The sequence below is a fragment of the Ancylobacter sp. 3268 genome (assembly GCF_031456575.1).
GTDB lineage: Bacteria > Pseudomonadota > Alphaproteobacteria > Rhizobiales > Xanthobacteraceae > Ancylobacter.
In genome coordinates this window covers 12,971-27,274 of sequence record NZ_JAVDUX010000011.1, presented here as the reverse complement: position 1 = coordinate 27,274, position 14,304 = coordinate 12,971, and the positions used below count along the sequence as shown (strand labels likewise).

At 68.0% G+C, this 14,304-nt stretch carries 10 protein-coding genes; 3 read left to right on the top strand and 7 right to left on the bottom strand.

The window, feature by feature from the left end:
• Positions 1-13: 13 nt before the first annotated feature.
• The 6 genes from J2X65_RS16090 to zapE all read right to left on the bottom strand — a co-directional run bounded on the left by J2X65_RS16090 (position 14) and on the right by zapE (position 8,614).
• Positions 14-655 (bottom strand): LysE family transporter, encoded by a 642-nt coding sequence (locus tag J2X65_RS16090; RefSeq protein ID WP_404977730.1) that lies wholly within the window; start codon positions 653-655, stop codon positions 14-16.
• A gap of 27 nt (positions 656-682) precedes the next feature.
• A complete protein-coding gene (gene odhB / locus J2X65_RS16085) occupies positions 683-1,972 on the bottom strand; it encodes a 2-oxoglutarate dehydrogenase complex dihydrolipoyllysine-residue succinyltransferase (protein WP_310202814.1) in 1,290 nt (429 codons plus the stop codon).
• An 87-nt stretch (positions 1,973-2,059) separates the two neighbouring features.
• The gene (locus J2X65_RS16080; protein WP_310202812.1) at positions 2,060-5,041 is read right to left on the bottom strand and encodes a 2-oxoglutarate dehydrogenase E1 component; all 2,982 of its coding nucleotides are present in this window, start codon (positions 5,039-5,041) and stop codon (positions 2,060-2,062) included.
• A 327-nt stretch (positions 5,042-5,368) separates the two neighbouring features.
• Positions 5,369-6,334 carry a malate dehydrogenase gene (gene mdh, locus J2X65_RS16075; RefSeq protein ID WP_310202810.1) on the bottom strand — a complete coding sequence of 322 codons (966 nt, stop codon included), beginning with the start codon at positions 6,332-6,334 and terminating at the stop codon, positions 5,369-5,371.
• 289 nt (positions 6,335-6,623) lie between these two features.
• Positions 6,624-7,355 carry a DUF1003 domain-containing protein gene (locus tag J2X65_RS16070; protein ID WP_310202808.1) on the bottom strand — a complete coding sequence of 244 codons (732 nt, stop codon included), beginning with the start codon at positions 7,353-7,355 and terminating at the stop codon, positions 6,624-6,626.
• A gap of 44 nt (positions 7,356-7,399) precedes the next feature.
• Positions 7,400-8,614 (bottom strand): cell division protein ZapE, encoded by a 1,215-nt coding sequence (zapE, locus tag J2X65_RS16065; RefSeq protein WP_310202806.1) that lies wholly within the window; start codon positions 8,612-8,614, stop codon positions 7,400-7,402.
• Between the two features lie 76 nt (positions 8,615-8,690).
• Between zapE and J2X65_RS16060 the strand changes: the two genes are divergently transcribed.
• From J2X65_RS16060 to J2X65_RS16050, 3 genes are all read left to right on the top strand, one after another.
• Positions 8,691-9,656, top strand: coding sequence for a GNAT family N-acetyltransferase (locus tag J2X65_RS16060; RefSeq protein WP_310202804.1), 966 nt, complete (start codon positions 8,691-8,693; stop codon positions 9,654-9,656).
• Positions 9,657-9,820: 164 nt separating this feature from the next.
• Complete coding sequence (locus J2X65_RS16055; RefSeq protein WP_310202802.1) at positions 9,821-12,289, top strand: DUF3772 domain-containing protein; 2,469 nt, start codon at positions 9,821-9,823, stop codon at positions 12,287-12,289.
• Between the two features lie 144 nt (positions 12,290-12,433).
• The gene (locus J2X65_RS16050; RefSeq protein WP_310202800.1) at positions 12,434-13,075 is read left to right on the top strand and encodes a CAP domain-containing protein; all 642 of its coding nucleotides are present in this window, start codon (positions 12,434-12,436) and stop codon (positions 13,073-13,075) included.
• 81 nt (positions 13,076-13,156) lie between these two features.
• Here the strand turns inward: J2X65_RS16050 and J2X65_RS16045 are convergent, their stop codons facing one another.
• Positions 13,157-14,299 carry a GTP-binding protein gene (locus J2X65_RS16045; RefSeq protein WP_310202798.1) on the bottom strand — a complete coding sequence of 381 codons (1,143 nt, stop codon included), beginning with the start codon at positions 14,297-14,299 and terminating at the stop codon, positions 13,157-13,159.
• Between the last annotated feature and the right edge of the window lie 5 nt (positions 14,300-14,304).

Genomic DNA, 14,304 nt, shown 5'->3' with positions numbered 1-14,304 from the left:
ATTCCGAAAGCGATCAGCCGGCCTTCTGGGCGGCAAGGCGTAGGCCGAGCAGCACGAAGGTCGCCCCGGTGATCCGGTTGAACCAGCGACCGCCCGCGGCGAAGCGTGCCCGCACGGCGGGATTGGTGAAGAACAGCGTGACACCGGCGAACCAGGCGATCAGCGCCGCCGCCATGCCGATGCCATACAGGAAGGTGACGGCGGCCGGCGTCTCGTGGCTGACCAGCGCCGAGAACAGCGACAGGAAGAACAGCACCGGCTTGGGGTTCAGCGCATTGGTGAGGAAGCCCATGCCGAAGCACATCGGCAGCGACAGGCGGCGGGCCGCCTTGGCCTCGCCGGCGAGCGCCGTCTCGTCGAGGCTGAACGGCTTCTCGAAGAAGGAGCGGATGCCGAGATAGATGAGATAGCCGACACCGCACCACTTGATCAGCGCGAACAGCGCCAGCGACTGCGAGACCACCAGCCCGATGCCGAGAATGGTGTAGCTGATGTGGAAGAGGAGCGAGGCGCCGATGCCGAAGCTGGTGACCAGCGCCGCGCGGCGGCCATGCACCACGCTCTGGCGCACGACGAGGGCGAAATCCGCCCCCGGCGCCACGATCACCACCGCGAACACGGCCATGATGGCCGCGAATTCGCCGAGATAGCTCAACGCCCCCTCCGCCTCAGTGAGTTGCGATCACAGGTCAAGCACGAGGCGGGTCGGGTCTTCCAGCGCTTCCTTGACGCGGACGAGGAAGGTGACCGCGCCCTTGCCGTCGACGATGCGGTGGTCGTAGCTGAGCGCGAGGTACATCATCGGGCGGATGACCACCTGACCCTTGATCGCCACCGGGCGTTCCTCGATGCGGTGCATGCCGAGAATGCCCGACTGCGGCGCGTTGAGGATCGGGGTGGACATCAGCGAGCCGTATATGCCGCCATTGGTGATGGTGAAGGTGCCGCCCTGCATGTCCTCGATGCCGAGCTTGCCGTCGCGCGCCTTGCGGCCATAGCCGGAGATCGTCTTCTCGATGCCGGCGATGGACAGCGCGTCGGCGTCGCGGACCACCGGGACCACCAGGCCCTTATCGGTGCCGACGGCGATGCCGATATTGTAGTAGTTCTTGTAGATCAGGTCCTGGCCGTCGATCTCGGCGTTCACCTCCGGCACGTCCTTCAGCGCCTGGATGACCGCCTTGGTGAAGAAGCCCATGAAGCCGAGCTTCACGCCGTGCTTCTTCTCGAACACGTCCTTGTACTGGGCGCGCAGGCTCATCACCGCCGACATGTCGACATCGTTGAAGGTGGTGAGCATGGCGGCGGCGTTCTGCGCGTCCTTCAGCCGCTTGGCGATGGTCTGGCGCAGCTTGGTCATCTTGACCCGCTCTTCGCGAACCGCATCCCCCGGCGTCGAGGGGGCGCGGGCGACGACCGGCGCGGTTGGCGCCGCGGCCGGCGGAGCGGAGATGGCGGCGAGCATGTCGCCCTTGGTCACGCGGCCGTCCTTGCCGGAGCCGGCGAGCAGGGCCGGGTTGATGCCGGTTTCGGCGGCGAGCTTGGCGACCGCCGGGCCGTTGGCGCCGGCCGGGGCGGCAGCCGCGACGGGAGCCGGAGCGGCCGGAGCCGGCTTGGGTGCCTCGGTCTTCGTCTCGGCCTTGGACGCTTCGGCCTTGGCCGGCGCGGGAGCCGCCGCAGCCGGAGCCGCCGCAGCCGGAGCCGCCGCAGCCGGAGCCGCCGCCTGGGCGCCCGAGCCGGCGCCGATCGAGCCGAGCAGCGCGCCGACGCCAACGGTCTCGCCGTCCTTGGCGACGATCTCGGACAACACGCCGGCGGCGGGAGCCGGCACCTCGATCGTGACCTTGTCGGTCTCAAGCTCGACAATCGGCTCGTCGGCGGCGACGGCATCGCCAGCCTTCTTGAACCACTTGCCGATGGTCGCCTCGGTGACCGATTCGCCCAGCGTCGGAACGCGGATCTCGGTGGCCATGCTCGTTTTCCCTTACCTACCCATTAGCCGACCGCGTGGCCGGCGCTCCCTCATTTGTCAATGCGACCCGTCCAGCCCCGAGGCGCCTCAATCCAGCGCGTCGGCAAGGAATGCCTTGAGCTGGGCGAGGTGCTTCGACATCAGGCCGGTGGCGGTCGCCGCCGAGGCCGGCCGGCCGGCATAGCGCGGCCGCTTCGACACGCCGCCCGCCTGCTCCAGCACCCATTCCAGATAAGGCTGCACAAAGGCCCAGGCGCCCTGGTTCTTCGGCTCCTCCTGGCACCAGACGATCTCCGCCTGCTTGAAGCGCGACAGTTCCTGCACCAGCGTCTTGAGCGGGAACGGGAACAGCTGCTCGATGCGCATCAGGTAGATGTCGTCGATGCCGCGGCGCTCGCGCTCCTCGAACAGGTCGTAATAGACCTTGCCCGAGCACAGCACGACGCGGCGGATCTTGTCGTCTGCCTTCAGCGTGACCGATTCCGGTCCCTTTACCACGTGCTCGTTCTGGGCATCGTCCCACAGCACGCGGTGGAAGGTGGTGCCGGCGCCGAACTGCGCCAGCGTCGAGACCGCCCGCTTGTGGCGCAGCAGGCTCTTCGGCGTCATCAGGATCAGCGGCTTGCGGAAGTCGCGCTTCAGCTGGCGGCGCAGGGCGTGGAAATAGTTTGCCGGCGTCGTCAGGTTTGCGACCTGCATGTTGTCCTCGGCGCACATCTGCAGATAGCGCTCGAGGCGGGCGGAGGAGTGCTCCGGCCCCTGTCCCTCATAGCCGTGCGGCAGCAGGCAGACGAGGCCGGACATGCGCAGCCACTTGCGCTCGCCGGAGGAGAGGAACTGGTCGAACACCACCTGCGCGCCATTGGCGAAATCGCCGAACTGCGCTTCCCAGAGCACCAGCGCGTTGGGCTCGGAGAGCGAGTAGCCATACTCGAAGCCCAGCACAGCCTCTTCCGAGAGCATCGAGTTGATGACCTCGTAATGCGCCTGGCCTTCGCGCACATGGTTGAACGGGGTGTAGCGGTCCTCGTTCTGCTGGTCGATCAGCACCGAATGGCGCTGCGAGAAGGTGCCGCGCTCGCAATCCTGGCCGGACAGGCGCACCGGGTGGCCGTCAAGCTGCAGGGTGGTGAAGGCCAGGGCCTCGGCGGTCGACCAGTCGATGCCGGTGCCGTCCTCGACGATCGCCTTGCGGCGGGAATCGAGGAAGCGCTGGATGGTGCGGTGGACCTGGAAGCCCTCCGGCACCGTAGTGATGCGCCGGCCGATCTCCTTCAGCTCGCCAATGTCCACGCCGGTATTGCCGCGGCGCGGATCGTCGGCGTCGGCGGCGGCCTTGAGGCCGGCCCAGCGGCCGTCCAGCCAGTCGGCCTTGTTCGGCTTGTAGGCCTGGCCGGCATCGTATTCCGCGTCGAGGCGCGCGCGCCAATCGGCCTTCATGCGCTCGAACTCGGCGGTATCGACGACGCCTTCGGCGGCGAGCTTCTTCGAGTAGATCTCCAGCGTCGTCGGGTGCTGCTTGATCGCCTTGTACATCAGCGGCTGGGTGAAGGCGGGCTCGTCGCCTTCATTGTGGCCGAAGCGGCGGTAGCAGAACATGTCGATGACCACCGGCTTGCGGAAGCGCTGGCGGAACTCGATGGCGATCTTGGCGGCGAAGGTCACCGCCTCCGGGTCGTCGCCGTTCACGTGGAAGATCGGCGCCTCGATGGTCTTCGCCACGTCCGAGGGATAGGGCGAGGAGCGCGAGAAACGCGGATAGGTGGTGAAGCCGATCTGGTTGTTGATGATGAAGTGGATCGAGCCGCCGGTGCGGTGCCCCTTCAGCCCGGACAGGCCGAAGCACTCCGCCACCACGCCCTGGCCGGCGAAGGCGGCGTCGCCGTGCAGCAGCAACGGCAGCACCTGGGTGCGCTCGGTGTCGCCGAGCGCGTCCTGCTTGGCGCGGCACTTGCCGAGCACCACCGGGTCGACGATCTCCAGATGCGACGGGTTGGCGGTGAGCGACAGATGCACCTTGTTGCCGTCGAACTCGCGGTCCGAGGAGGCGCCGAGGTGGTACTTCACGTCGCCGGAGCCCTCGACCTCGTCGGGCGCCCAGGAGCCGCCCTTGAACTCGTGGAACAGCGCGCGGTGCGGCTTGCCCATCACCTGGGTCAGCGTGTTGAGGCGGCCGCGATGGGCCATGCCGAACACGATGTCGGTCACGCCGAGCTGGCCGCCGCGCTTGATGATCTGCTCGAGCGCCGGGATCAGGCTCTCGCCGCCGTCGAGGCCGAAGCGCTTGGTGCCGGTATAGCGCACGTCGAGGAACTTCTCGAAGCCCTCGGCCTCCACCAGCTTGTTCAGGATCGCCTTCTTACCCTCGGGAGTGAAGGTGATCTCCTTGTCGACGCCCTCGATGCGCTCCTGGATCCACGCCTTCTCCTCGGGCGAGGAGATGTGCATGAACTCGACGCCGAGCGTCTGGCAGTAGGTGCGCTGCAGGATCGCCACCATCTGGCGGACGGTGGCGAATTCGAGCCCGAGCACGTGATCGATGAAGATCGGCCGGTCGAGATCGGCCTGGGTGGTGAAGCCGTAGGAGGCGGGGTCGAGCTCGGGTGCGGGATGCACCGGCTCCAGACCCAGCGGGTCGAGCTTGGCATGGAGATGGCCGCGCATGCGATAGGCGCGGATCATCATCAGCGCCTTCACCGAATCGCGGGTGGCCTGCTGGACGTCGGCGGCGGACAGCTCGGCGCCGGCCGCCTTTGCCTTCTCGGCGGCCTTGGCCTCGACCTTCTTGCCGACGGCCTTCTCGACCTCGATCCAGTTGCCGTCGAGGGCGGAGACCAGCTCGCCATTGGCGGTGAGCGGCCAGTTGTCCCGCTTCCAGGAGGCGCCGCGGGCGCTCTTCTCGACATCGGCGGGCGAATCCTTCAGCGCCGCGAAGAAGGCCTGCCATTCGGGATCGACCGAGGCGGGGTCGGCTTCGTAGCTGGCGTAGAGCTGCTCGATCCAGGCCGCATTGGCGCCGTAGAGGAAGGAGGTGTTCAGGAAGGCTTCGTTCGTGTCCGCGCGCGACATTGTCGGCTCCTGAGGGACCTTCGTGGTCCGGTGGAGGCGCTTTCTCACCGGCCGGTCTTCCTGCCTGGCGACACAAGGACCGGTCCAGTGCCCCATTCCGGGGACGAAAGCTGTGGTCTTCAGTCTATATAGGCTCGTCTTGACGTCATGAATGCCGCGAGATTGCGGCGCGGGCCTGCAAAAAACGATGATCTCGCCCGATCTTGACCCGAAACAATCCCGGGATACGACCATCTCGGCGCGACCACGTCGCCCGGCCTCACCGGCACAAGCAAGATAGGTACCGCGCTCCCCGGCGACCAGATGCCGTCGGGGAGCGCCAGCGCGTCACGCCGCGAGGCCAGGCGCGATCTTCTGGCATTCGCCGATCAGTTCCTTCACCGAGGCCACCGACTTGTCGAGCATGGCCTGCTCGTTGGCGTCGAGCGCGATCTCGACGATCTTCTCCACGCCGTCGGCGCCGATCAGCACCGGAACGCCGAGATAGAGGCCGTCGAGGCCATATTCACCCGACAGATAGGCGGCGCAGGGCAGCAGCCGCTTCTTGTCGCGCAGATAGGACGCCGCCATCTCGATGGCCGAGGCCGCCGGGGCATAGAAGGCCGAGCCGGTCTTGAGCAGGTTGACGATCTCGCCACCGCCCTTGCGGGTGCGCTCGACGATGGCGTCGACCTTCTCCTGCGTCGTCCAGCCCATCTTGACGAGGTCCGGCAGCGGGATGCCGGCGACGCCGGAATAGCGCACCAGCGGCACCATGTCGTCGCCATGGCCGCCGAGCACGAAGGCGGTGACGTCCTCCACCGAGACCTTGAACTCATCGGCGAGGAAGTAGCGGAAGCGGGCGGAATCCAGCACGCCGGCCATGCCGACGACCTTGTTGGTCGGCAGGCCGGAGGCCTTCTGCAGCGCCCACACCATGGCGTCGAGCGGGTTGGTGATGCAGATCACGAAGGCGTCGGGGGCATATTCCTTGATGCCCGCGCCGACCTGCTGCATGACCTTCAGATTGATGTCGAGGAGGTCGGAGCGGCTCATGCCCGGCTTGCGCGGCACGCCAGCGGTGACGATGATGACATCGGCGCCCGCGATCGCCTCATAGCTGTTGACGCCGGTATAGGCGGCATCGAAGCCGAGCACCGGGCTCGCTTCCGCGATGTCGAGGCTTTTGCCCTGCGGAACGCCTTCGACGACGTCGAAGAGGACGATGTCCCCGAGTTCCTTGAGACCCGTGAGGAGGGCGAGCGTGCCCCCGATCTGACCGGCCCCGATCAGTGCAATCTTTGCTCGAGCCATGAGATTTCCTGACGTTCCGTGGGATAGGGCGGCGAAGTGCCGCGCCGGCTTCCGATAACCCTTCTCGCCTGAGGGTTCAAGCGAGGATGGACGGTAGTGTAAACATTGGCGTCTACGACTTTACGACGATGTTCCTGGCATATGGCATGCCGAATACCTGCCCTCTGTTTTCCGCATAACTATCGCGTGATCGCGCGACGATCATCGCGCCACGGCAAGATGCCATGACGTGTCGATGACAGACCCATGGCCGCCGCCCGCGGAGACTTGCGGCAACGGTGCGGGCGGGTCAGCGGCGGCGCTGGAGCACTTCTTCCATCAGCTCGATCTGGATCGACTGGATCTCGGCGAGGCGCTCCCACTGGCGCGTCAGCATGTGGTCGATCTTCTCCTGCAGATGCCGGATCTCCAGCTCCGCCTTGAGGTTCACCCGGTAGTCGTTCTCCGAGCGCCTGCGGTCCTTCGCCTCCTGCCGCTTCTGGCTCATCATGATGACCGGTGCCTGCAGGGCGGCGATGCAGGACAGCACGAGATTGAGCAGGATGAACGGGTAGGGATCGAAGGCGCCGGCGGCGAGCAGCACGGTGTTGACGATCATCCACACCACCAGCAGCCCGCAGAAGCCGATGATGAACGTCCAGCTGCCGCCGAAGCTGGCAATGTGGTCGGCGGCGCGCTCGCCGAGGGTGCGGTTCTCGTCCAGCTCCTCCTCGACGTTTTCGGCGAGGGTCTCGTGGCGGGCCAGGCTCTCGATGACATCGCGCTCGATCTGCGAGAGGTCGCCGCGTTCGGCCTGCAGCGTCTCGGCGATCATGCCGGCGCGCTCGGCCGCCAGCGCCTCGCGGGAGATGAAGGCGTCGTCGGCGATGTCCGGATGGGCGGCGCGGATATGGGCGGCGAGCGCCGGGCGCAGCATGTCCAGCCGCTCGCCATCATGCTCGGAGACGACGGCGCCGGTGATGGCGCAGTGATGCCGGATGTGGCGCCGGTCCGGTGCGCTGGCGGGGCCGTGATGCTTCATTGCTGCGCTCCTGCGATCCGCCGTCCGGTTGGCCGCCCCGTCGCTCAGGTCTCGACGAGGCCGGTGGTGTCGCCGCTCGCCTGGGAATCGCCGCGTCCATGCGGACGGGCGAGATAGTCGGCCGAGCGCATCTCGTGCAGGCGCGAGACGGTGCGCGCCCATTCGAAGGCCTCGGCGCCCTGGGTGCCGCGATAAAGGTCCTCTGGTTCGGCCTCCGCCGAGGCGACCAGCTTGACGCCCTTGTCATAGAGTTCGTCGATCAGGGTGATGAAGCGCTTGGCCTCGTTGCGCCGATCCTGCTCCAATATCGGTACATGCTCGATGACGAGCGTGTGATAGCTGCGGGCCAGCCGCAGATAGTCGGAGGCGCCGAGCGGGGCCTCGCACAGATCGGCGAAGGTGAAGCGCGCCGCGCCGCCGCCCGCCCTGGGCACGCGCAGATTGCGCCCGCCGGAGGCCAGCACGGCCGGTGCGCCGCCATCGGCGCCGGCGAGGCGGTGCCAGATCTTCTCGACCTCGCGATCGACCTCCGCCGGGGTGCCGTGCTCGCCCGGCACGTACCAGATGCGGGCGCCGCCGAGTTTCTCCATGCGGTAATCGGTGGGCGAGTCGATGCGCACCACGTCCATATGCGCTTCGATCAGCTTGATGAACGGCAGGAACAGCGCGCGGTTGAGCCCGCCCTCATAGAGATTTTCCGGCGCCACGTTGGAGGTGGCGACGATGACGACGCCGGCGTCGAACAGCTTCTCGAACAGCCGGCCGAGGATCATCGCATCGGTGATGTCGGTGACGTGGAACTCGTCGAAGCACAGCAGCCAGGCCTCTTCCGCCAGCGCCCTGGCGACGACGGAAATGGGATCGGCGTCTTTGAGCCTGCCGGCCTTCATGTCGTTGCGTACCTGGAAGATCCGGGCGTGGACATCGGCCATGAATTCATGGAAATGCGCGCGACGCTTGCGCTTGCGCACGGCGACGCTTTCGTAGAACAGATCGACCAGCATGGTCTTGCCGCGCCCGACCGCGCCGTGAATGTACAGCCCGCGCGGCGGCGGCTGCTGCACGTCGCGCTTGGCGAACAGCCAGCCCAGCGCCGACGACTTGCGGGCGAGGCGCCGCGTCGCGATGCGCTGCTCCAGCGCGGCGAGCGCCGAGACCACCTTGGCCTGGCCGGCATCGGGGTCGATGTCGCCCGCGGCCATGCGGGCGACATAGCGTGCCGCCAGCACCGACCCGCCTGCTTCTGCCGCAAGCTCCATCTGGCCGATCTCCTCAATTTGTGCCGCGCACACCTAGCGAGGCGTGGACGGTACAGCAAGGAGGCGTGACGCGGTCTTGGACGAAGGTTCGGTTGTTTTCGTGCGGGGCTGCAATGGTGAGCGCGGTCAGCCGATGATGCGCGGGATTATCCGCAAATCCGGCCGCTGCCGGCGTTGGAGCCACGGCTTGCGCAGTCTTCCCGACTTGACCCCTCCCGCCGGGTTGCGCAAAGTCCAAAGGCGGGTTCGCAGCCGGGCGTGCCGGATGAATGGTGCGACGACACCACAGGCGCGCACATGCCGCATGCGAGCCATGCAGGGCTGCCGGTTGTGTGATGTTGCGGTGCGAATATTTATATCGCGCCGCAATGTAGCGGTGGATGCGATGCCCGGAACCCCGATGATCGATACGCTCGAGCCCCGGAAGACTGCCGGCGAGGCAGCTGCCTCGCGGGTCCCCTCCGTTGCCGAGGGGGCGATCCGCAAGATCGTGCCCGCCGAGCGGCAGGCATTTCTCGACCATCTGCTGCGCCTGGATCCGCTGAGCCGCTTCATGCGCTTCGGCGGCGTGGTTTCCGACGCCGCGCTCGCCCGCCATGCCAGCCGCGCGGTCCAGGGCGACAAGCTGCTGGTCGGCTATTTCCACGACGGCGAATTGCGTGCCGTCGCCGAGCTGCATCCGCTGCCGAAGCGGGCCGGCAAGCCGGTTGCGGCCGAGGCCGCGTTCAGCGTCGAACGCGACTGGCAGGGCAAGGGCATCGGCTCGGCGCTGATGCGCCATCTGGTGCTGCTGGCGCAGAATCGCGGCATCGAGGACCTCGAAGTGGTATTCCTGCCCAGTAACGGGCGGATGAAGAGCATCGCGCTGCGTCACGACGCGGATTTCTCGCTCGACGAGACCGAGATGGTCGGCCATATGCGCACGCCGCGTGCCACCCCGTTCTCCTGGGTGCGGGAAATGATCGGCGATATTTCCGCCGTGTTCTCCTCGGCCTTCGAATTGCAGGATCGCCTGCTGCCGCGCCAGCATCGCGGCCATTGAGGCCGGTGGGCGGATACCCGCGGCGGGCGCGGCGATGTTCCTCGAAGCCGACGACGTGACGGCCGGCGCCGCGGGATGGGTTTGACGCGCTGCCTTGACTTGCCGCCTTGACTTGGCCGTGATCGGGCGTGAGACAGGGCCGTCCTCATCAAATGCGCCTGTTCATGGTTATTTCCCGTCGCCTTGCTCCTGATGCCGCGATCGGCATTTTCCTGCACGCCGTGGCGGCGTCGCTGCTTCTCGCCCTGCTGTTCGTCGCCGGTGCCCATGCCCAGGCGGCGCTCGACGTAAAGACCGTCCATGACCGCCTGGAAGGGCAGCGGGCCGTGGTCGACAGCGTCGAGGGCGGATTGGGGCGCGACGGGCTGCGGTCGCAGGATCTGGACGAGTTGCGCGGGCGGCTGGACCCGGTGCGCTCCGACCTGACCGCCGCGATCGCGCTGCTCGAGCCGATGCTGGCCGACCTCAACCACCGCATCCAGGAACTCGGGCCGAAGCCGGCCGCCGACGCGCCGCCGGAAAATGCCTCCATTACCACCCAGCGCGACGAACTCACCGCCCAGGCCTCCGAGGTGGAGGGGCTGACCAAGCAGGTGCGGCTGCTCAATTCCCGCGGCGACCAGCTTTCGGACCGCATCACCAGCCGCCGCCGGGCGCTGTTCACCGACCAGCTGCTGGCGCGCTCCTATTCCATTCTCAATCCGGAACTGTGGCTGGCCTCGGCCAGCGCCCTTGCCATGGAGGCGCGGGGCATCCGCTACCTGCTCAGCGACTGGCAGGCCTATGCCAGCAGCCGCGTGCCGCTCTGGGGCCAGCTGCTGCTGGCGCTCGGCGTCGTCGGCATCGGCGTGCTGGCGACGATGCTGCGCCGGCTGCTGGCGCGGCCGCTGCGCCGGCTGAAGCGGGAGATCGGCGAGGAGCCGCTGCCGCGCCTCAAGGCCTGCACCGCCTCGATGCTCACCGGCATCGTCGGCGTCGTGCCGGCGATCCTTGCCGTTTTCGCGGCGATCGCGCTGCTCGACGGCTTCGACGTGCTGCCCCCCCGCATGCTCGAAGTGATGCAGGGCGTGCTGCTGGCGGTGTCGGTCGTCTCGGCCGGGCGCGGCATGCTGCTCGCCGCCCTGGCGCCCGACGAGCCCTGGCGGCGCGCCGTGCCGCTGAGCGACGAGGTGGCGACGCTGCTCTACCGGCATATCGTCACCGGCGTCTGGCTGCTCGGCCTCGCCGCCTTCCTCGGCAATCTGCACCGGGCGCTGGTGACGCCGGTGGCGCTCACCGTCACGACCAATGCCCTGCTGGCGCTGGGCCTTGCCGCGATCGCGATTTCGACGGTGCGCGCGCTGGCCGCCGGCGACGAGCCGGCGACGGAGGAGGCCGCGGCGGGAAGCGACAAGCCGGAGGGCGCGCTCGCCGCCGCCTCCGCCACCGCGCTGCAATGGGCGCGCTTTCCGTTCTGGGTGCTGAACTTCGTCGTTCTCGGCGCGCTGCTGGCCGGCTATGTCAGCCTTGCCAGCTACCTCGCCACCCGCTCGCTGCTGGCGGTGGTGTTCGCGCTGTTCGTCTATGTGCTGCTGGCTTTGATCAACGCCTTCTTCATCGAGGGCATCGCCCAGGGCCACAAGGCGCGGATGGCCGCCCGCACGCTCGGCGTGCGTCCGGCCAGCCTGGAGCTGATCGCCGTGCTGGTTGCCGGCGTGCTCAAGGTGGTGGTGGTGGTGTTCGCCGTCGTCATCGTCGTGGGCACCTGGGGCACCTCCACCGCCGACCTGCGCGACGTGGTCAGCCGCGTCACCTTCGGCTTCACCATCGGCACCTCGACGGTGACGATCGGCGATATCCTCTATGCCGTGCTGTTCCTGGTGGCGGGCATCGTCATCGCCCGCGCCATCCAGCGCTGGTTCTCGGTGGCGATCCTGCCGCGCACCGCCTTCGATCCCGGCCTGCAGAACTCCATCGCCACCATCATCGGCTATGTGATCTCGCTCGCCGTGATCGCCATGGCGATGGGGCAGATCGGGCTCAACCTGCAGAACATCGCACTGGTGGCCGGCGCGCTGTCGGTCGGTATCGGTTTCGGCCTGCAATCGATCGTGTCGAACTTCGTCTCCGGGCTCATCCTGCTCGCCGAGCGGCCGATCCGCGTCGGCGACACCATTTCGGTGAAGGGCGAGGAAGGCTATGTGCGCCGCATCTCGGTGCGCGCCACCGAGATCGAGACCTTCGACCGCGCCGCGGTGCTGATCCCCAATTCCGACCTGATCACCGGCCTCGTCAAGAACTATACCCACGCCAATACCACCGGGCGCATCATCCTGCAGATCAACGTCGCCTATGACGCCGACGCCGAGGAGGTGCGCGACCTGCTGATCGGCTGCGCCTGCGACCATCCGCAGGTGCTGCGCTCGCCGCCGCCGCGGGTGTTCCTGGCCAAGTTCGGCGACAGCTATCTGCAGTTCGAGCTGCGTTGCGTGGTCGCCAATGTCGACTATGCGCTGACGGTGAAGAGCGACCTGCATTTCGCGGTGCTCGACCGCATGAAGCAGGCGCGCATCGGCATTCCGTTCACGCCCTGGAACATCTATCGCGGCGGTTCGCTGGACGCTCCCGATCCGACCGCCGGCGAGGACGGCTAGTCCCCCCGGCCGGCTGACCGGCGGCGTTTCCGGTTTCCACTGTGCCGCTGGCGGGGGCTCGCAAAGATCTCTCAACCTTTGCGGCACATGCTCCAGCCTCCCGTGCCGATTCGCGCCTTCCTCCTCCTGCCCCGAGAGGCACCCATGCCTGGTTTTCCGATCCCGCGCCGTGCGATCCCGCGTCTGCTGGCCGGCGCCTTGCTGCTGCCGCTGGCGCTGGCGGGATGCGCCTCGCCGCCGCCGGTGGCGACCGACCCCACCTTCTATGCCGATCTCTCCAAGGGCGGGCGGCTGGACCCGGATGCGGCCGCCTCGCTGGTGAGCGACTATCGGCGCGGCCGCGGCCTGCCGGCGGTCAGCCTCGACCCGGTGCTGATGCGGGTGGCCGAGCAGCAGGCCAGGGCGATGGCGGCGGCGGACGAACTCTCCCACTCGGTGGGCGGACGCGGCTTCGTCACCCGGCTGAAGGCGGCCGGATGGACCGGGCTGACCGCGGTGGAGAATGTCGGCGCCGGCTACCACACGCTCGCCGAGGCGTTTTCCGGCTGGCGGGATTCACCCTCGCACAACAAGAACATGCTGACCCCGCGGGCCACCCGGATCGGCATCGCCGCCGTGGCGGTGCCGCGGAGCCGCTACCGCGTCTACTGGGCGATGGTGCTCGGCACGCCCGATCCGAGGGTCGAGGCGGCCGCCGCGGCACAGGCGCAGGCCGCCACCGCTGCTCCCGCCGCCGCGCCGGCGGATTCGGTGACGATCAATGGCGCACCGCTGCCCGGCCAATGAGACACGGCCAATGAGACACGGCCAGCGAGCCGCTTCCTGCGAGGCTCGCCGGCTAAGCCCGGCGCCCGGTGAGGGCTTGGCTCAGCGCCGCATCGTCGCCGGGGCGAGCGGGTTGTCGGTGAGGGCGGCGCCATCCGGCTGATCCGGCGCGGGCAGGCCCATGAAGGCGTCGAACAGCCGACGGATCACCGCCGGCTCGACATCGCGCACGATCATCACCAGGCGGGTGCGGCGGTCGTCGTCCGGCCAGCCGGGCAACTGGCTCGGCGGGTGCAGCACATGCTGGACGCCGTGCAGCACCACAGGGCGCGCCGGATCTTCGACGAGGCGCACAATGCCCTTGAGGCGCAGCAGCTTGTCGCCGTGCATGCCGCGGACCAGTTCCAGGAACATGTCGAGCGCCGCCGCCGGCACCGCCGCCTCGGTGGCGACGGTGAAGGCCCGGATGCGGTCGTCATGCCGGTTGGCATCGTGGGCAGATCCATGTTGGGAGTGGCCGCGCTGCGCGGCTTCCGCCGCCTCGACCGCCTCGGCGTTCAGCCAGCGTTCGACATCGGGGATCTTGTTCGCCGGATTGTAGAGGCCGGCATCGAGCAGCGCCGCCGCCGTCGCCTCGCCCTGTGCCGCGTCGAGCCGCGCCGCGCCGGGAGCCAGGCGGTCGAGCCGGGCGTTCATCGCGGCGAAGGCGCCCTGCCTTTCCGGTGTATCGAGCAGATCGGTCTTGGTGAGGACGATGCGGTCGGCGATGGCCGCCTGCTTGACGGCTTCCGGATGGGCGTCGAGCGTCGACAGCCCGTTCACCGCGTCGATCACCGTCACCACCCCGTCGAGGCGGAAGCGCATGACGAGATAGGGGTGCATCATCAGCACGTGCAGCACCGGCGCCGGGTCGGCGAGGCCGGTGGTCTCGATCACCACCCGCCGGAACGGCGGGATGACGCCGTTGTCCATGCGGCGCAGCAGGTGCTCCAGCCCCTCGACGAGATCGCCGCGCACCGTGCAGCACAGGCATCCCGAGGCGAGCAGCACGGTGGCGTCGTCGAAATGCTGCACCAGCAGATGATCGAGCCCGATCTCGCCGAACTCGTTGATGAGCACGGCGGTGTCCTTGAGATCGGGATCGGACAGCAGGCGGTTGAGCAGCGTCGTCTTGCCGGCGCCGAGAAAGCCGGTGAGCAGCGTGACCGGGATCGGGTCCGGCTGCCGGCGTGTCTGGTCGGTCATGCGGG